Source organism: Novosphingobium sp. PhB57, assembly GCF_004342985.1.
In the GTDB taxonomy this organism is placed as follows: Bacteria; Pseudomonadota; Alphaproteobacteria; order Sphingomonadales; family Sphingomonadaceae; genus Novosphingobium.
In genome coordinates, this window is sequence record NZ_SMBO01000004.1 from 359,189 (window position 1) to 377,332 (window position 18,144).

Consider the following 18,144-nt stretch of genomic DNA (forward strand, 5'->3'; position numbering starts at 1 on the left):
CGTCTTACAAGATGGAGAGGGCAGGCATGGCCTTGCTATATGGCGCGCAGATGTCGAGACGGCATCTCGCCGAGCGTACCGGATCCCTGTCGCAGTTCGCGGGCGTGCGCCTGATGACGCTGGGCGACGGCGTCGAGCGCGGCGTGCGCCTGCTGGAATTCCGCACCGGGTCCGGCCTGCGCTTCACGGTGCTGGTGGACCGCGCGATGGACATCGCCGAGTGCGATCACGCCGGGCGCGCGGTTGGCTGGCATTCGCCCTCCGGCTTCCGCAACCCGGCCTTGCACGACTACGAGGGTGAAGGCGGCCTCGGCTGGTTCCGCTCGATGTCGGGCCTGAACATCACCTGCGGCCTCGACCATATCCTGTTCATGCACGACGATCCGGCAGGCCACTACAATTACGGCCCGCGCGAGGTCGTTTCCTCCTCCCTCCACGGCCGCGTCGGCACCATCCCCGCGCAGCTCACCGGCTACGGCGAGCGCTGGGAGGGGGATTCCTGCACCTTCTGGGCCGAGGGCGTGGTGCGCCAGTCCACCGTCTTCGGCGAGGACCTGCACCTCATCCGGCGCATCGAGGCGGACCTCGGCAGCGACGAGATCCGCATGACCGACCGCGTGGTGAACCACGGCTTCTACACGACGCCGCACATGTTCTGCTACCACATCAACGTCGGCCATCCGGTCGTCGCCGAAGGCGCGCGCTACGTGGCGCCGGTGCGCGAAGTGCTCTGGGCCGCCCATGCCGACGACTACCGCCGGCAAGGCGTGGGCTACCGGACATTGCCGGCGCCCATCGTCAACTTCCACGAGCAGGTCTGGCAGCACGACATGGCGCCCGACGCGGCAGGCCGGGTCGAAGTCGCCCTGGTCAACGAGGCCATCGGGTTCGGCTTCTCCGTCACCACCCGCAAGGATCAGTTCCCCTGCATGTTCGAGTGGCAGAACCTCCACGCCGGCCACTATGCGGTGGGTATCGAGCCGGCGACCAATCATGTCCTCGGCAAGGACTTCGCCCGCGAGCGCGGCGAACTGATCCTGCTCGATCACGGCGAGGAGCGCCGTTACGACACGGTCCTGCGGGTCCTGCCGGATGAGGCCGCCGTCTCTGCCGCCATCGCGCGAATCGAAGGAGCAGCGCGTCAGCCCGAGGACGAGTATCCGGTTCCCACCGGCAACTTCCCCGCCATCGGAGGCGCCGCGTGAAGGGCCGCACCATCCTCTATACCGGCGCCGCCGGCGGGCTCGGCCTCGACACCACGCTGCTGCTGATCGAACGCGGCGCCCATGTCATCGCCCTCGATAACGACGATGCCAAGATCGCCGCTCTCGTGGCTGCCGCCGAAGGGCGCGGTCCCGGCCGGCTGACCGTCTCGCGCACCGATCTCGCAGACCTGCCCGGCCTGCGCGCCACGCTCGATGCCCTGGCCGCGCGCCACGGCGGCATCGACGTGGTGATCAACAACGCCGCGATCTATCCCTCGAAGCCTTTCGAGGACTACACGATCGAGGAGCACCAGTTCGTCCAGCGCATCAATGTGGACGCCGGAATCGTAGCGGTGCAGGCGGTGGTGCCGGGGATGCGTGCGAAAGGCTTCGGGCGGATCGTCAACATCTCCAGCATCACCCTTTCGGGCGGCTGGGCGAACCTGTCCCCCTATGTCGCCTCCAAGGGCGCGCTGGTCGGCCTGACCCGCGCCTGGGCGCGAGAATTCGGACCCTGGGGCGTGACCGTCAACGCCATCGCCCCTGGCGCCTTCCCCACCGATGCCGAGAAAATCCACCCCGATCCCGAGGGGTACGAGCGCATGGTGCTGGATGCGCAGGCGATCAAGCGGCGCGGCACCGCGTCCGACATTGCCCACGCCATCGCCTTCTTCGCCGCCGACGAGGCGGGTTTCATCACCGGACAGACGCTGCAGGTCAACGGCGGCTGGACCATGTCCTGAAGGACCAGAAAATGACGATCCTCAATGGAATCCGCGTGCTCGACTGCTCGATCGCCATGGCCGGGCCTTTCGCCGCCCAGCGCCTGGGCGACATGGGCGCGGACGTGGTCAAGGTAGAGCCTACCAGCGGCGAATGGCAGCGCCATGCCTCGGCGGGCGGCGCGGCGGGCAACAGCATCAACGTCTCGTTCCTCTCGCTCAACCGCAACAAGCGCTCGCTGGCGATCGATCTCAAGTCGCCCGAGGGCAAAGCCGTGCTGCTGGACCTCGTGAAGGACGCCGACGTCTTTCTCCAGAACTACCGCCCCGGCGTGGCCGAGCGCCTGGGTGTCGATTACGCGACCCTGAGCGCCATCAACCCGCGCCTTATCTACGTTTCGATGTCCGGCTACGGCGAGGACGGCCCCTATCGCATGCTGCCGGGGCAGGATCTGCTGCTGCAGGGCATGTCGGGCGCGATGCTCTCGGCCGGGAGCGAAGGCGCGCCGCCTTCCCCCGCCGGCCAGTACCTCGTGGATGCCATCGCCGCCTACAGCGCCTTCGAAGGGGCGCTGGCGGCCCTGTTCCACCGCGAACGGACCGGCGAAGGGCAGCTCGTGCAAGTCAACATGCTCGATGCCATCACCACGGTCCAGATGCAGGAGCTGTCGGTGTTCACCGTCGGCGGCAAGCCGCAGACCCGCTCGGCCGAGCCTCATGCGCACAGCTACATCCGCGCGCCTTACGGTGTGTTCGAGACGGCGGACGGCTACATGACACTGGCGATGGCGCGCTTCGAAACGCTGGCGCGCGAACTCGACGATCCCTTCTTCGCCGGCATGGAGGAGGAGCGCGACGGCTGGACCCAGCGCGATGCCATTTTCGCCCGCATCCGGGGCCACCTCGTACGGCAGCCCACGGCGCACTGGCTGGAGAAGTTCCGCGCCGCCGACATCTGGTGCGGCCCGGTCTACGGGTATGCCGACCTCGTCGAGGATCCGCAGATCAAGCACAACGGCACGTTCGTCGAGTACGATCACCCCACCGAAGGCTGCGTCAAAGTGCCCGGCTTCCCCATTCGCTTCTCGCGCACGCCTTCCGCGATCACGCGCGGCGCGCCGCTGGTGGGCGAGCATAGCGAGGACATCCTGCGCGAAGCCGGCCGCAGCGCCGAGGACATCGCACAGCTCATCGAGTCCGGCGTGGTGCGCCAGCACACATGAGCGACGTTGAAACGGCCGGGCCTGCCTACCGCGGCCTCACCTGGGACCACCCGCGCGGCTACCGCGCGCTGGAGGCGGCCGCCGCAAGCGTCGCGCCCGCGCAGGGGCTGTCGATCGCCTGGGACCGCCATCCGCTCGAAGGGTTCGAATCCCACCCCATCGCCGACCTTGCCGAGCGCTACGACCTCATCGTGCTCGACCATCCGCATGTCGGCGAGGCAGTGGCGCAGGACTGCCTGATCCCGATGGCGCAAGTCGTCGGCGCGGAAGCCCTGGCCGCGCTGGAAACCGCCGCGATCGGCCCTTCGCTGGCAAGCTACCACTATGCGGGCGCGCACTGGGCACTGCCCCTCGACGCGGCAAGCCAGGTCATGGCCTATGCCCCCTCACGGATCGGGACGCCGCCCACGACATGGCAGGCGGTCGTGGACCTTGCCCGGCGTGAGCCGGTGGCGCTGTCGCTGTCCGGCCCCCATGCCGCGCTCACCTTCCAGTCGATCGCGGCGTCGCTGTCTTCGAACGACCGGCCCGGGGACCGCTTCGTCGATCCCGAAACCGGCCGCGAAGCTTACGAATGGATGGCCGCGCTGACGGGCGATGCCACCCGCGCCCGGATCGACCAGAACCCCATCGCCCTGCTCGAAGCCCTGTCGGGCGGGGAGGACCTCGCGCTGGTCCCGCTCGTCTACGGCTACGTGAACTACGCCAAGGAAGGCGCCGCCTTCGCCGATGCCCCGCGCGGGCGCGCCGGGATCGGCTCGATGCTCGGCGGCACCGGCATTGCCGTATCGCGCCGCTGCACGGTGACTGACGAACTGCGCGCGCATCTGTCGTGGCTGATGGGCGAGGAAGCCCAGCGCCGCTTCATCCCGGCCCACGATGGCCAGCCCGCCTTGCGCCGGGCATGGGACGATCCGGCCGTCGACCAGGAGTGGAGCGGCTTCTACGCCGCCACCCGTGCCACGCTGGAAGCGGCCTCGCTGCGCCCCCGCCATGACGGCGCCATCGCCTTCCAGACCGAAGCCTCCGCCCGCCTGCGCGAAGGCCTGCTCGCCCATGAACCCGCCGCGCCGGTCCTCGCCGATATCGAGGCCGCCTTCGCCCGCCACCACATCGAGGGAACCGAGACATGAGCGCCAACTTGCGCTTCGAAATCGCCGATCACATCGCCACGATCACGCTCGACCGCCCGGAAAAGCTCAATGCCATGACGCCGGACATGGCCCAGGCGCTGGTCGAGGCCGTGGCCACCTGCAACACCTCGAACGAGGTCCGCGTGGCGATCGTCACCGGGGCGGGGGCCAAGGCGTTCAGCGCCGGCTCCGACATCGCGACTCTCGATGCTTATGCAACGCCGTGGGACTTTCGCAACCGGCAGGACTACTGCGACGCGCTGCGGGCCTGCCGAAAGCCCGTGATCGCGGCGATCAACGGCTATGCGCTCGGCGGAGGGCTGGAAACGGCCATGGCCTGCGACATCCGCATCGCCTCGGTCCATGCCCGCTTCGCCGCGCCGGAGATCAAGCTCGGCTGGATCGGCGGCGGCGGCATGGCAGTGGGATTGACGCACTCCGTCGGCATGTCGAACGCGGCGCTGATGCTCTATACGGGCGAGATGATCGACGCCGCCCGCGCCGAGGCATGGGGCCTCGTCAGCGAAGTCACCGAGCCGGACGCCCTGCTGCCCCGCGCCCGCGAAATCGCTGGCCAGATCGCCGCGCGCGCGCCGATCGCGGCAGAGACCGCCAAGCTCAACTTGCGCGCCGCCCACCAGATGCCCTACGAAAAAGCCATCGAGTACGAGCGCGACTTGCAGGCCATCTGCTTCGCCACTGCCGACGCCGCCGAAGGCCGCGCCGCTTTCGCGGAGCGCCGGGCGCCCGTGTTCGAAAGGCGCTGAACATGGACCTCTCGCCCGCGGCCATCCTCCCGGCCGACCCCCACGCCCTGCTGTTCGGCCGCGTCTGGCGGCCCGAGGCGGAAGGCCCCTCGCTGGTGCGTATCGACGGCGAACGCGTGACCGACATCAGCGCCGCTTTCCCGACCGCGCGCGACTTGTGCGAAGCAGCCGATCCGGCAACCGCTCTGCGCCAGGCTCAGGGCGAGGACCTCGGCCCGCTGGCGGCGATCCTTGCCAACAGCGATCCGGCAAGGCGCGATGCCGCGCGCGCCTGGTTGCTTTCGCCGATAGACCTCCAGGCCGTGAAGGCGGCCGGCGTCACTTTCGTCACGTCCATGCTCGAACGTGTGATCGAGGAACGCGCGCGCGGCAATCCCGAGGCCGCCGCCGAGATCCGCGCACAAGTCCGGGGCCTCGCCGGTGACGATCTGCGCGCCCTGCGGCCCGGCTCGCCCGAGGCCATGGCGCTCAAGCAGACCCTGATCGAGGCCGGCGCCTGGAGCCAGTACCTCGAAGTCGGTATCGGTCCCGACGCCGAGATCTTCACCAAGGCCCAGCCCATGGCCAGCGTGGGCACCGGCCACGAAATCGGCGTCCACCCCGCCTCGACCTGGAACAATCCGGAACCCGAAGTGGTGCTCGTCATCGCCTCGGATGGCCGGATCGTCGGCGTGACGCTGGGCAACGACGTCAACTTGCGCGACGTGGAAGGCCGCTCCGCCCTGCTGCTCGGAAAAGCCAAGGACAACAATGGCGCTGCCGCGATAGGGCCGTTCGTGCGCCTGTTCGACGGAGCGTTTGACCTTGCCTCGGTAGAGACCCTAAGCCTCACGCTGACAGTGACCGGCGAGGATGGCTTCGTGATGCAGGGACGTTCGGAAATGCGCGAGATCAGCCGGGCGCCGGCAGACCTCGCGGCGCAGGCACGCAACGCGCATCACCGCTACCCGGACGGCTTGGTCCTGTTCCTGGGCACGCTGTTCGCGCCGACGCAGGACCGTGACGAGCCGGAGCATGGCTTCACGCACAAGGCGGGCGACGTGGTGCGGATCGCCGCCGGCCCGCTGGGCGCGCTGGTGAACCGGGTGACCGCCACGGACCGCTGCGCGCCCTGGGACTTCGGCCCCGGCGCCCTGATGCGCAACCTGGCGGGGCGCGGGCTGCTATGAGCGCGAAGCCGAAAATCCTGCTCACCCGCCGCTGGCCGGACGAGGTCGAAACCCGGCTTGCCGCCGCTTACGACGTCACCCTGAACGATACCGACATGCCGCTGGGCGAGGCCGAACTGGCCGCGGCGATGCGCGAGCATGACGCGCTTTGCCCCACCGTCACTGACCGCATCACCCGCGCGGTCATGGAAGTAGACGATCGCCGCGCACGCATCATCGGCAATTACGGCGCCGGCTTCGAGCACATCGATCTTGCCGCCGCGCGCGCCCTCGGCATTGCCGTCACCAATACCCCGGACGTCCTGACCGAGGCCACCGCGGACATCGCCATGACCCTGCTGCTCATGGCCAGCCGCCGCGCCGGAGAAGGCGAGCGCGAGCTTCGCGCCGGGGCATGGACCGGCTGGCGGCCGACGCACCTTGTCGGCCAGTCGCTGTCGGGCAAGCTGCTGGGGCTCGTCGGATTCGGCCGGATCGCACGAGCGACGGCGAAGCGGGCCCAAGCCTTCGGCATGCGCATCGCCTACCACAGCCGCCGCCCTGCGCCGGACATGGCGCAGGACGCCTACTTCGCGGACCTCGGCGAACTGGCCGAGCGCGCCGACATGCTGTCCCTCCACGCGCCCGGCGGCGCCGAGACGCGGCACATGGTCGATGCCGCCCTGCTGGCGCGAATGCCTGCCCACGGCGTGCTGGTGAACACGGGGCGCGGCACCCTGATCGACGAAGCGGCGCTGGCCGAGGCCCTCGCTGCCCGGCAGATCGCCGCCGCGGGCCTCGACGTCTATGAAGCCGAACCCAAGGTCCACCCCGCGCTCGTCGACCTTCCCAATGTCGTCCTGCTGCCGCATCTCGGCAGCGCGACGATCGAGGCGCGTACCGCCATGGGCATGAAAGTCGCTGACAACCTCGACCGCTTCTTCGCGGGGGAACCACTGCTTGACCCAGTCGTCTGAGCGGGTCGCCGCGGCCGTCCGGGGCTGGCTGGAGGCGCCGCGCAGCGGCCCGCTGGTGCTGGGCCTGTGCGGATCGCAGGGCTCGGGCAAATCCACGCTGGCCGAAGACCTCAAATCGCGGATGGAGGCGCTGGGCCGCCGCGTCGCGGTCCTTTCCCTCGACGACCTCTACCTCGGCCGCGCCGCGCGCGCGGATCTGGCGCGCGAAGTCCATCCGCTGTTCGCCACGCGCGGCGTACCCGGCACCCACGATGCCGCGCGCGGTACCGCCCTGCTCGACGCCATCCGCGCCGGCGCGCCGGTCACCCTGCCCCGTTTCGACAAGGGCCGGGACGAACCCGTGCCCACCGGCGATCCCGTTCCCGCCGGGCTAGACCTGCTCGTTTTCGAAGGTTGGTGCCTGGCTGCCCACGCTCAGGACGAATCCGCGCTGGCGGCGCCGATCAACGCCCTCGAACGCGACGAGGATCCGGACGCCGTCTGGCGCCGCCATGTGAACTGCTTGCTGGAAAGCACTTACGCCGCGCTTTTCGCGCGCATCGACCGTCTCGTCCTGCTCGCCGCGCCCGGCTTCGAGGTTGTGCGCGGCTGGCGCGGACAGCAGGAGGCCGTCCTGCGAGACCGCATCGCCCGCGGCGAAGCGCAAGGCTCGCAGGTCATGGATGACCCCGCGCTGGACCGTTTCGTGCAGCATTACGAGCGCCTTACCCGCCACATCCTCGCCGAGATGCCGGACCGGGCCGACCTCGTGCTCCACCTCAATCCCGACCGCAGTCTCAGGGACCCTTCATGATCGTTTCCTCTCCGCTCGACTTTCGCGAAGCGGCGCGCCGCCGCCTGCCGCCGTTCCTGTTCGACTATGTCGATGGCGGGGCCTTCTCCGAGGAGACGATGGACGCCAACCGCACAGCGCTGAAAACCGTGCGCCCGCGCCAGCGCGTGCTGCGCGATGTCTCCGCGCTCAGCCTCGAGACCCGGATTCTGGGCGAGACGATGGACATGCCGGTCATGCTGGCCCCGATCGGGCTTGGCGGCATGATGCGGCGGCGCGGCGAATTGCAGGTGGCCCGCGCCGCGCGGGCGGCGAACGTGCCCTATATCCTCTCCACCGTCAGCGTCTGCCCTCTGGCCGACGTGATCGCGGCCAGCGGCGAGCCGATCTGGTTCCAGCTCTACGTGCTCAAGGACCGCGGTTTCATGCGGCACGCGCTGGAACGGGCGCAGGCGATGGGCGTGACCAAGCTGGTGTTCACCGTGGACATGCCGCTGCCGGGTGCCCGCTACCGCGATGCCCATTCCGGCATGAGCGGCCCCGCCGCGCCGATGCGCCGGATGCTGCAAGCGGTCACGCACCCGCGCTGGGCCTGGGACGTGGGCCTGCTGGGCCGGCCGCACGATCTCGGCAATATTTCCCACTACCGGCAGAAGCCGACCGACCTTGCCGACTACATCGGCTGGCTGGGCGCCAACTTCGATCCATCGATCACCTGGTCCGACCTCGAATGGATCCGCGACTTCTGGCAAGGCGAGATGATCGTCAAGGGCGTGCTCGATCCGGCCGATGCGCGCGACGCAGTGCGGCTCGGCGCCGACGGGGTGATCGTCTCCAACCACGGCGGCCGCCAGCTCGACGGCGCGATCTCGACCGCGGAGGCCCTGCCCGCCATCGCCGATGCCGTGGGTGACGAACTGACCGTGCTGGTCGACGGCGGCGTCCGCACCGGCCTCGACGTGGTGCGCATGCTGGCGCTCGGTGCGCGCGGTGTGTTGCTGGGGCGGGCCTATATCTACGCGCTGGCGGCGGAAGGCGAGGCCGGCGTGACCCGGCTGCTCGACCTCATCGCCCAGGGCATGAAAGTGACGATGGCCCTGAGCGGGGTGACATCGGTGAAGGACATTACCCGCGACATGCTGGTGTAACCGGCCGGAAAGAGTTGGCAGCGCCCCTTGCTTATGTAATACGTCATACAACATAAGTTTGAGGGAGCAGGAATGGACCGCGTTATCGAACGGGCGGAATTCAGCCGCCGCGCCGTGACGCTCGGCTTTGGCGCGGCCTTTGCGATGAGCGCCGTGCCGGTGCGCGCGGCAGGCGCTCTTTCCGGATTCCACGACGTTCGCGACCACGGCGCCAGAGGCGACGGGGCGGCCATCGATTCCGACGCGTTCAACCGCGCCATTGCCGCCGCGAGCGATGCGGGCGGGGGCACCGTCGTGGTGCCTCCCGGCCATTACTTGTGCTTCTCGATACGCCTGCGCAGCCACGTTACCTTGCTGCTGATGCCCGGCAGCGTCATCGAGGCGGCCGACCCGCGCCGTCACAAGGGCGGGTACGACCTCCCCGAAGGCGTCTTCGAGGAGCAATACGTAGACTACGGCGTCGCCCACTTCCGCAATGCGCTGATCTACGGCATCGACCTGAGCGACGTTGCGATCATCGGGCGCGGCATGATCCACGGCCTCGGGCTGGACCGCGAGGGACCGGCGCCGCGATGGCACGGTATCGCGGGCTGGAAGTCCCCCCGCGAGCAGGGCCTGTCCCCCGATGCCGCCCGCCGCGCCATCCCGCGCGAGATGGCCTACGAAGGGCGCGGCAACAAGGCCGTGGCGCTCAAGCGCTGCCGCAACGTGCTGCTGCGCGACTTCACGATCCTGCAAGGCGGTCACTTCGCCTGCTACGTGCTGGGATCGCAGGGCGTCACCATCGACAATCTTACCGTCGATACCGACCGCGACGGCATCGACATCGACTGCTGCCGCGACGTGCGGGTGACCGGCTGCACGGTCAACGCCCCGAAGGACGACGCCATCGTCCTCAAGAGCAGCTATGCCTTGAACGCGCCGGTGTTCTGCGAGGATATATCGGTGATCGGCTGCAAGACCAGCGGCTACGATCTCGGCTCCTTGGTGGACGGCACGTATCGCCCCTCGCTCTATCGCTCGGTGGATGACGTGGGCGTGCTCGGACGGATCAAGCTCGGCACCGATTCCGCCACCGGCTTCCGCAACATCCTGATCGCGGACTGCACGTGCGAGAACACGCGCGGATTGCAGTTGGGGGCGATCGACGGCGGCGTTCTGGAGGACGTGACCTTCCGCGACATCAACCTGAAGAATCCCGTGAACCATCCGATCTTCGTCCGCCTCGCCGCGCGCAACCGCGCGCCCGTGGGGACCGGACCCTCGAAAGTGCGCCGCGTGCGGTTTTCGGGCATCAACGTCTCGGGCGCGCCCGGTCCCTATGCCTGCGGCATCGTCGGCAATCCCGGTGCGCCGGTGGAGGACGTGACCTTTTCCGACGTCCACGTTCGCGCGGCAGGCGGCGGCACGACCGAAGACGCCGCCCGCGCCATCCCGGAACGGCCTGCCTCCAGTCTCGAACCCAGCTTCATGGGCACGTTCCCGGCCCACGGCCTCTACGTGCGCCATGCCCGCAACGTGGTGCTGCACGACGTGACGTTCGATGTCGCCGCGCCCGACGCGCGCCCTGCCGTGCTGTTCGACGACGTGGCCGGCGCAATGGTCGATGGCCTGCGATCCCCCCACGCGCGCGGCGAAGCGATCCGCGCCACCGCCAGCAGCGACATCGCCATCGGCGCCGTCGTGAAACTCGCCTGAGAGACCGACCATGATCCAGAGATCCCTGCGCCCCCTGCTCGGCCTGCTTCTCGCCGGAGCGCCGGTTCCCGTACTGGCCGCCAGCGAGCGGCCGCTGGCCGAGGGCTGGCATTTCGTGAAGTCCGATGCCGCCGGTGCCGAGGCCCCCGCCTTCGACGACCGCGCCTGGCAGAGCGTCTCGGTGCCGCACACCTACAATGCGCAGGACTCCGGCATCGGCGGCGCCAAGGCGCGCGGCGAGCCGGAGGGCGTCTACTATCGCGGCCCCGCCTGGTACCGCCTCGGCTTTGCGGCCAGCCCCCAAGCGGTCAAGCGCTATCTGCTGAACTTCGGCGGAGTTTCGCTGAAGGCCGAGGTCTGGCTGAACGGCCGCCGGCTGGGCCAGCACAAGGGCGGCTACGGCGCCTTCCGCTTCGACGCCACCGAGGCTCTGCGCAGCGGTGACAATGTCCTGGCCGTGCGCGTCGACAATGCGCGCGACACGCAGATCGCCCCGCTCAACGGCGACTTCAACGTTTTCGGCGGCCTGGCCCGCGCGGTCGGCCTGATCGAGGAAGACGCGCTGGCTTTCGACCGGCTCGACCATGCCGGACCCGGCGTGCAGGTCCGCACCACCTCGCTGAAGGGCCGCGAGGCGGCGGTGGCGCTCACCGCCGCGCTGAGCAACGCGCGGACCTCGGCTGCACGCTTCAGCCTCGACACCCGCGTGCTCGACGCCGCAGGCCAAGTCGTCGCCCGCGCCTCGCGCACCGTCCTGCTTGGGGCAGGCGAGAAAACCAGCATCGAGCAGTCGCTGGCCTTGCACAATGCGCGGCTCTGGCAGGGCGTGAAGGCCCCCTATCTCTACCGCGTGGTCACCGAAATCGCCGAATCCGGCCGCGTGATCGACAGCGCCAGCGTACCGCTCGGCGTGCGTACCGTGGCGGTGCGCAAGGACGGCACCTTCCTGCTGAACGGCGCGCCCTACCCGCTTCACGGCGTCAACCTGCAACTGCCCACCCGCTTCGGCCGCGGCCCGGTCGTGACCGATGCCGAGATCGACGAGGACCTGGGCCTGTTCGCGGAGATGGGCGCAACCGGCCTGCGCCTGGCGCACATGCAGCATCCGAGCCGGGTCTACGAACGCGCGGACGAACTGGGGCTGCTGGTGCTCACCGAAGTGCCGCTGATCGACGATCACGATCCTTCCGACGCCTTCCGCGAGAACCTGGTCGAACAGATGCGCGAGCTGATCGCGCAGACCGGCAACCACCCCTCCGTGGCGCTCTGGGGCATCGGCAACGAGATCCGCAAGTCGGATGCAGCCTCGAACCGCATCCTGTCCGAACTCCAGGCCACGGCAAAAGCCCTCGATCCCACGCGTCCGACGACTTACGCACATTGCTGCCTAGATGACAGCGATCCCATCGCGCAGCACAGCGATACGGTGTCCTACAACCGCTACTTCGGCTGGTACTGGACGAATTCGGAGGACATCGGGCCCTGGGCCGACGCGCTTCACGCCAAGATGCCGGGCCGGCCCTTCGGCGTCAGCGAATACGGCGCGGGCGCCAGCGTGCTGCACCAGGAAGACCCGGTGATGAAGCGCCCGGAATCGAACGGCTACTGGCACCCAGAGCAGTACCAGACCGACTTCCACATCAAGCACTGGCGCGAGATGAAGAAACGACCGTTCCTCTGGTCCAGCTTCGTGTGGGTGGGCATCGACTACCCCTCGTTCAAGCGCAACGAGGGGGATCGTCCCGCGATCAACGACAAGGGCCTCGTCACCGAGGACCGCAAGACGCGCAAGGATGCCTGGTACTGGTATCAGGCGAACTGGTCGGACACGCCGATGCTGCACCTCGCCAGCCGCCGCGACGTGAACAAGCGCACGCAGCGCGTCGTGGCGCAGGCTTTCACCAACCGCCCCGAAGTGGAGATGCGCCTCAACGGCGGCGCCTGGACGAAAGTGCCGGTGGACGACCATATCGCCGCATGGACGGTGGACCTCGCGCCGGGCAGCAACCGCGTGGAAGCGCGCGCCGGGACGTTGATCGATACGGTAACCTGGAACTGGACGACCCGGCCCTGAGCGTCCCCCTCGCCCCGGATCAGGTCGGGGACGAGGGACCCTGGGCCGTGAAACGGTACTCGCCCGAACCGACCTCGATCACCAGACGATCGCCGCGCATGCCGACGATCTCCACCCCCGGTGCGTCCGGGAGCGCGCGCCCGCTCTCGCGAACGGCATCGGCCGAGCCGGCCGGCAGGCAGACTTCCGCGCGCGAGTTCGCCGGCACCACCAGCCGCGCATCGAACTGCCCGGCCGCGTTGCTCCACTCCGTGACGATACGCCCGAGCACGCTTTCGTAGCTTGCCCCGCCGCGCGGCAGGCGCGGGTCCAGCACCGGGTCGAAGCGCCACTTGAGGAAGCCCGCGTCGAGCGGGTCGATCCCGGCCACGCGGCGGAACACGAAACCCGTCACCGCGCCCAGCGCATAGTGGTTGTACGAATTCATCGAAGCATCCGCCATGTCGGCGTTCCAGCGCTCCCAGATCGTGGTCGCGCCCTTGGCGATCATGTAGCCCCACGAGGGAAAGGCGGTGCGCAGCAGCAGGTCGTAGACCAGCGCATGCTCGCCTTGGTCCGCCAGCGCATCGAGGCTGAACGGCGTGCCCAGGAACCCGGTCGAGAGCAAAGTGCCGCGCCGCCGGATATCCGCTGCGAGCTTCGCCGTCGCCGCCGCGCGCAGGCCCTCGGGCACCAGTCCGAAACGCAGCGCGAGGATGTAGCCGCATTGCGACCCGTTGCCGACACTGCCGTCCGGCCGCACGAAGGCCGCGGCGAAGGCGGCGGTGATGTCCTTCGCCAGTTGCTCGTAGCGTTCCGCCTCGGGCTGGCGCTTCGCCCCGCGCGCCATCTGCGCCATGGCATCGGCCGAGCGTTTCCACATGGCCGTCGCGATGAGGTCCTTGGGCGTGGTCTCGTCCCCCGGCTCCTTGGCGTCCAGCGCCACCCAATCGCCATAGTCGTAGCCGCGCAAGTGGCGCCAGACATGGTCCGGGTTGCTGTCGGCGATGAAGCGCATGTAGCGCGTCATCGCCGGCCAGTTGCGCTCGACGATCGCGGTGTCCCCGTAGCGCTGCCAGACCGTCCAGGGCAGGATCACCCCGGCATCCGCCCAGCCCGGCGAGGCGCCGAGCAACTGGTCGCGCCAGCCGGAAGGCGCATAGTCCGGGAATTCCCCGCGCGGCCCCTGGGCGTCGCGCATGTCGCCCATGAAGCGGCGGGTGAACGGGCCGACGTCCATGGTGAAGGCCGCCGCGTCCCAGAACACGTTGGCGTCCCCCGTCCAGCCCAGCCGCTCGTCGCGCTGCGGGCAGTCGGTAGGCACGCCGAAGAAGTTGGAGCGCTGGCTCCAGCGGCTGTTCTGCCACAGGCCCTGGATGATCCGGTTCTCGATCAGTGGCCGCCCGGTTTCGGGCAAGGCGCTGGATACGACGATCCCCGCGATCTCGTCTGCGGTGGGTGCGCGGCCCAGTCCGCTGACCTCGACATAGCGAAAACCGAAATAGGTGAAGTGCGGCTGGTACGTTTCGCCCGCCGGATCGCCGCGCAGGGTATAGAGGCAGGCGCAGCGCGCCGACCGCAAGTTCGCCTGATCGACATGACCGTCCGCGCCGAGGATTTCGGCAAAGCGCAGCGAGACCTGCTGTCCGGCCGCGCCGCGGGCCTTCAGTTCCACCCAGCCCGCGAAGTTCTGGCCGAAGTCGATGACGTGCCGGTCTCCTTCGAAGCTGGTGATGGATTTCGCCGCCATGCGCTCGATCGGGCGGATCGGCGGGCCGACGTGAGCGACCAGCGCACAAGGCGGGGCCTCGCCGATCCGCGCGGGTACCCAGCCGGCGGCCCGGAACCCCGGCTGCGACCAGCCGGGCTGCTCCAGCCGGGCGTCGTAATCCTCGCCGTAGTAGATTTCCGCCTGCGTCACCGGACTTTCGGGGCGCAGCTGCCAATCCTTGTCGGTCGCGACAAGCGAGCGGGTGCCGTCGGTGTGCTCGACCTCGAGCTGCGCGAACAGCCGCAGCGGCGGATCGCCGAAAGCATAGCGCCCGGCCGGGGCGTGGTAGCTGCCATACCATCCCTCTCCCAGCATCGCGCCGATGGCGTTGGCGCCCGGACGCAGGAGTGCCGTCACGTCGTAAGTGCGGTAGAGCGCGGTGGAACGGAAATCGCTGCTTTCCGGCGCAAGGCAGACATCGCTGATACGCGCGCCGTTGATTTCCGCCACATAGGCGCCGAGCGCCGTCATGCGCAGCCTTGCCTGCCGGACCGGCTTGGCCAGCCGGAACTCGCGCCTGAGCATGTAGGCACCGCTCCTCGGCCAGGCCTGGGGCTGGTCGGCGGAGCGGGTCGCCGCGGCCCAGCGCGCATCGTCGAAAGACGCGCCGGACCACCCCTCGGGCGCATGGACGGCCGTACGCATCGTTTCGCTGGTCAGGCGCCGGCCAGCGGTACGGATCATCGCGGTAGCGGCGATCTCGTGGATTTTCGGCCCATTGAAGCCGCGCGGATTTTCCACCCGGAAGCCCAGCACATGACGCCCCGCCGCCAGCCGGCGCGTCGTCACCGCCACCGGATCGATACCGAAACGCTTGAAACCCACGGGGACTTCCACTTGCGTCCCATCCAGCCAGAGCGTCGACTTGAAGTTGGCCGCCGTGAACAGCGTCACGTCCCCGGGTTCTGCCAGATCGAAGGCGAGGCGGAAGAAGCGCGGAGACTCGTCCGCCGTGCGGTCACCGCGCATCCACACGAGACCGGCCGCGCGGTCGGCGCGTTCCAGTTCGGTCTGCGCCTCGATCCACTGCGCCTGCCAGTCCGCCTTGTCGAGCAGGCCCATTTCGAACGTGGCGACCGGACTGGTCGCGCGCAGGCCCGCATCGTCGCGCACGAGGACGCGCCAGTAGACCTTCTGCCGGGACTTCAGCGGCGCACCGAGCCAGCCCATGTCCATGCTGCGCCGGGTGAGCACTTCGCCCGCGTGCCACAAGTCCGGCGTGCCCGCCTCCAGCAGCGCGGCGCTTGACGCGGCCTGAACCTCGCAGCGGGTCTGGGTCACGCCGCGCCGGTCGCTTTCCAGCCGCCACGAGAGCCGCACGTCCTGCTGGTCGAGCCCGATCGGCGCGACCAGTCCCTCGGCGCGAAGATCGACCACGCGCAGCGCCGCCGCGTCCTGCGCCAGGGCCGAACCCAGCGGCATCCCTGCGGCTGCACCCAGCGCGCCGGCGCTCTTGAGCAGCGCACGGCGGTCAAGGCCGGCCCCGCTCACTTGCGCACCCCGGCCGCGTCGATCACGGCCTGCGCCTCGGCGGGCCAGTTCCGGTCGGGCACCAGCGGATTGTCCCGCGCGACGTTGCCGATCTCCTCCAGCCAGCGCCCGCCGGTGGTGTTGACCGTGTGCCAGTTACCGGTGGCCAGGTTGTCAGTGGAGATGCGCCGCTTGTACATGGCGCCCGCGGTGTTGATATTGAGCCACTTGCCGCCCGTCTCGACGACGTTGCCGGCGATCCTGAAGTGCTTCGAGCCCTCGTCGAGATAGATCGCGATGCGGTTGCCAATGTCGAAGATGTGATTGCCCCGGACCACCGAGTCCGGGTTGGCCGAAAGGTTGTAGATGGCGCCGCCGTCCATGAACCAGGTCTTCACGCCGTGGATGCGGTTGCCCTCCACCACGGTATCGCGCAGCGTCGTGGGCGTGGTGAACCTGGTGTTGTGGACGTAGCCCTTCGCGTTCTCGTCGTAATTCGGGTTGCCGCCCGCATCGTTGTAGCCCCAGCCCCAGCCGACGGCGATCCCGTCATAGGGGGCATCGCTGATGTCGTTATGAGCGATGCGCGCGCCGGTTACGTAAGTGGTGAGGATCGCCGCGTTGTCGCGGTAGTCCTGGCTGACGGTAACGACCGTATTGTCCTCGATCGCGAGGTCGCGGTTGACGAGGCGGGGATCGGCCGGGTGGTGCGCCTCGACCCGGACGCCGCCCGCCATGATCGCGCTGCCCGAGAGCACGGCGAAGCGATTGCGCGTCACGCGCACACCCTGCGCCGCCAGCCCCACGCCCGAAAGGTTGGCATTGGCGTCATTGCCGATGCCAAGCGCCACCTGGCCGAGCTGCGAGAAGGTATTGCCTGCAAAAGTGACGTCGCGCGCCGCGGAGACCTGCACGGCGGCAGGCATCTGGTGCCATTTCTGGCGCATCGATTCGAACTCGGTACAGCCCCAGCCGCAGCTTTGCCAGGCATCGGCGGGGCGGATCGGAGAGGTCTCGTAGAGGAACGCGCCGCTCTGCTGGTTGGCATAGCCGGTGGGGCGCGAGGGGCCGAGCCAGCTCGTATGCGAAAAACGCAGGCCTTCGAAGTGCAGCCGCTCCACCGGCGCCTCGGGCGTGCCCGCGATGGAGACCAGCGCCTCCAGCCGGGGCACGATCACCTCGCGTCCGGCGATGTCCTCGTCCAGCCCCATGCGCAGATAGAGCTTGCCCGCCTGCGGGTCGATCACCCACTGATAGGGGCGCGAGTGCCACTCGTTCGCCTTGCCGACGAATTCCAGCGCATTGGTCAGGAACAGGCGGCTGTCGTCGGGGAAGATCGGCTTGGAGATCGTGTCGTAGCCCCAGGTGTTGTTGTCCCAGGCGGGCTGCTGCATCGTCACCCGGCCGCCCGCGATGGCCTTCACCGGAGAGAAGCGATCGGTGAAGAAGCCGGTCGCCTCCAGCTCCACCCGGTCGGGCCGGGCCAGCGTGGAGAGCCAGTCCAGCTTGGGGTTCACCACGGTGAAGCCCTGCGCATCGAACGTCACGTCGGCGGCGCGGATCTCCACCCAGGGCCGCTCCGCCAGCGTGCCGTCGACCCAGACCTGCCGGGTATCGAGGCCCTTGGGCACGTCCGCGACCCAGATGCGGCGCTCGGCATCGTAAGGCTTGAACCCCGTCACCGCCATGCCGCCGGAAATCGTGGGATGCGCGCCCGGCGCCGCTTTCCATGTCACCGCATGACCGCCCAGCCCGCCATCGCCGCGCCGGAACGAGAGCGGCGCCTCCAGGCGGTAGGTCCCCTCTCCCAGCAGCACCGTTACATCCGCCTTGGCATTGCTGCGCCGCACCAGGGCCTGTGCGCGGGGAAGCGAGCGGACCGGCCGCGCCGCCGTGCCGGGATTGCGGTCGTCGCCTTGCGGAGAGACGTGCACTTCGACGGCGCGCTCCTGGGCGATGGCCGGCAGGGCGCTGGCGCCCGCCGCCAGCATGGCCAGAAGGCGCGCGATGCGGCGGGCCTCGATCATAGTTCCGTCTCCCTTTTCTTGTTCTTGTCC

At 69.0% G+C, this 18,144-nt stretch carries 13 protein-coding genes; 11 read left to right on the forward strand and 2 right to left on the reverse strand.

Features of this window, described 5'->3' with window-relative positions:
* Window positions 1-26 precede the first annotated feature (26 nt).
* From EDF58_RS14795 to EDF58_RS14845, 11 genes are all read left to right on the forward strand, one after another.
* Window positions 27-1,205, forward strand: a complete 1,179-nt coding sequence (locus EDF58_RS14795) for an aldose 1-epimerase family protein (RefSeq protein WP_132266939.1) — start codon at window positions 27-29, stop codon at window positions 1,203-1,205.
* A complete protein-coding gene (locus EDF58_RS14800) occupies window positions 1,202-1,948 on the forward strand; it encodes an SDR family oxidoreductase (protein ID WP_132266941.1) in 747 nt (248 codons plus the stop codon). Before EDF58_RS14795 ends, EDF58_RS14800 begins: the two co-directional genes overlap by 4 nt.
* Window positions 1,949-1,959: 11 nt before the next feature.
* Window positions 1,960-3,150: a CoA transferase gene (locus tag EDF58_RS14805; RefSeq protein WP_132266942.1), complete on the forward strand. Its 1,191-nt coding sequence runs from the start codon at window positions 1,960-1,962 to the stop codon at window positions 3,148-3,150.
* The gene (locus EDF58_RS14810) at window positions 3,147-4,283 is read left to right on the forward strand and encodes an extracellular solute-binding protein (RefSeq protein WP_132266944.1); all 1,137 of its coding nucleotides are present in this window, start codon (window positions 3,147-3,149) and stop codon (window positions 4,281-4,283) included. Before EDF58_RS14805 ends, EDF58_RS14810 begins: the two co-directional genes overlap by 4 nt.
* The gene (locus tag EDF58_RS14815) at window positions 4,280-5,050 is read left to right on the forward strand and encodes an enoyl-CoA hydratase/isomerase family protein (RefSeq protein WP_132266946.1); all 771 of its coding nucleotides are present in this window, start codon (window positions 4,280-4,282) and stop codon (window positions 5,048-5,050) included. The genes EDF58_RS14810 and EDF58_RS14815 overlap by 4 nt, the downstream gene beginning before the upstream one ends.
* 2 nt (window positions 5,051-5,052) lie before the next feature.
* A complete protein-coding gene (locus EDF58_RS14820; RefSeq protein WP_132266948.1) occupies window positions 5,053-6,219 on the forward strand; it encodes a fumarylacetoacetate hydrolase family protein in 1,167 nt (388 codons plus the stop codon).
* Window positions 6,216-7,175: a D-glycerate dehydrogenase gene (locus EDF58_RS14825; RefSeq protein WP_132266950.1), complete on the forward strand. Its 960-nt coding sequence runs from the start codon at window positions 6,216-6,218 to the stop codon at window positions 7,173-7,175. The genes EDF58_RS14820 and EDF58_RS14825 overlap by 4 nt, the downstream gene beginning before the upstream one ends.
* Window positions 7,159-7,968: a kinase gene (locus tag EDF58_RS14830; protein ID WP_132266952.1), complete on the forward strand. Its 810-nt coding sequence runs from the start codon at window positions 7,159-7,161 to the stop codon at window positions 7,966-7,968. The genes EDF58_RS14825 and EDF58_RS14830 overlap by 17 nt, the downstream gene beginning before the upstream one ends.
* Complete coding sequence (gene lldD / locus EDF58_RS14835) at window positions 7,965-9,095, forward strand: FMN-dependent L-lactate dehydrogenase LldD (RefSeq protein ID WP_132266953.1); 1,131 nt, start codon at window positions 7,965-7,967, stop codon at window positions 9,093-9,095. The genes EDF58_RS14830 and lldD overlap by 4 nt, the downstream gene beginning before the upstream one ends.
* Window positions 9,096-9,167: 72 nt before the next feature.
* Window positions 9,168-10,793, forward strand: coding sequence for a glycosyl hydrolase family 28-related protein (locus EDF58_RS14840; protein WP_132266955.1), 1,626 nt, complete (start codon window positions 9,168-9,170; stop codon window positions 10,791-10,793).
* 10 nt (window positions 10,794-10,803) lie between these two features.
* On the forward strand, window positions 10,804-12,867 hold the full coding sequence (locus tag EDF58_RS14845) for a glycoside hydrolase family 2 TIM barrel-domain containing protein (RefSeq protein ID WP_132266957.1): 2,064 nt from the start codon (window positions 10,804-10,806) through the stop codon (window positions 12,865-12,867).
* A gap of 19 nt (window positions 12,868-12,886) precedes the next feature.
* Here EDF58_RS14845 and EDF58_RS14850 read toward each other — a convergent pair whose 3' ends face one another.
* The gene (locus EDF58_RS14850; RefSeq protein ID WP_132266958.1) at window positions 12,887-16,108 is read right to left on the reverse strand and encodes an alpha-L-rhamnosidase; all 3,222 of its coding nucleotides are present in this window, start codon (window positions 16,106-16,108) and stop codon (window positions 12,887-12,889) included.
* Complete coding sequence (locus EDF58_RS14855; RefSeq protein ID WP_132266960.1) at window positions 16,105-18,114, reverse strand: right-handed parallel beta-helix repeat-containing protein; 2,010 nt, start codon at window positions 18,112-18,114, stop codon at window positions 16,105-16,107. Before EDF58_RS14855 ends, EDF58_RS14850 begins: the two co-directional genes overlap by 4 nt.
* Window positions 18,115-18,144 lie beyond the last annotated feature (30 nt).

What these genes read in the sequence shown, in the direction of transcription:
- EDF58_RS14795 (WP_132266939.1), top strand. Translation starts at nt 27, where the DNA reads ATGGCCTTGCTATATGGCGCGCAGATGTCGAGACGGCATCTCGCCGAG.
- EDF58_RS14805 (WP_132266942.1), top strand. Translation starts at nt 1,960, where the DNA reads ATGACGATCCTCAATGGAATCCGCGTGCTCGACTGCTCGATCGCCATG.
- EDF58_RS14810 (WP_132266944.1), top strand. Translation starts at nt 3,147, where the DNA reads ATGAGCGACGTTGAAACGGCCGGGCCTGCCTACCGCGGCCTCACCTGG.
- EDF58_RS14815 (WP_132266946.1), top strand. Translation starts at nt 4,280, where the DNA reads ATGAGCGCCAACTTGCGCTTCGAAATCGCCGATCACATCGCCACGATC.
- EDF58_RS14820 (WP_132266948.1), top strand. Translation starts at nt 5,053, where the DNA reads ATGGACCTCTCGCCCGCGGCCATCCTCCCGGCCGACCCCCACGCCCTG.
- EDF58_RS14825 (WP_132266950.1), top strand. Translation starts at nt 6,216, where the DNA reads ATGAGCGCGAAGCCGAAAATCCTGCTCACCCGCCGCTGGCCGGACGAG.
- lldD (WP_132266953.1), top strand. Translation starts at nt 7,965, where the DNA reads ATGATCGTTTCCTCTCCGCTCGACTTTCGCGAAGCGGCGCGCCGCCGC.
- EDF58_RS14840 (WP_132266955.1), top strand. Translation starts at nt 9,168, where the DNA reads ATGGACCGCGTTATCGAACGGGCGGAATTCAGCCGCCGCGCCGTGACG.
- EDF58_RS14845 (WP_132266957.1), top strand. Translation starts at nt 10,804, where the DNA reads ATGATCCAGAGATCCCTGCGCCCCCTGCTCGGCCTGCTTCTCGCCGGA.
- EDF58_RS14855 (WP_132266960.1), bottom strand. Translation starts at nt 18,114, where the DNA reads ATGATCGAGGCCCGCCGCATCGCGCGCCTTCTGGCCATGCTGGCGGCG.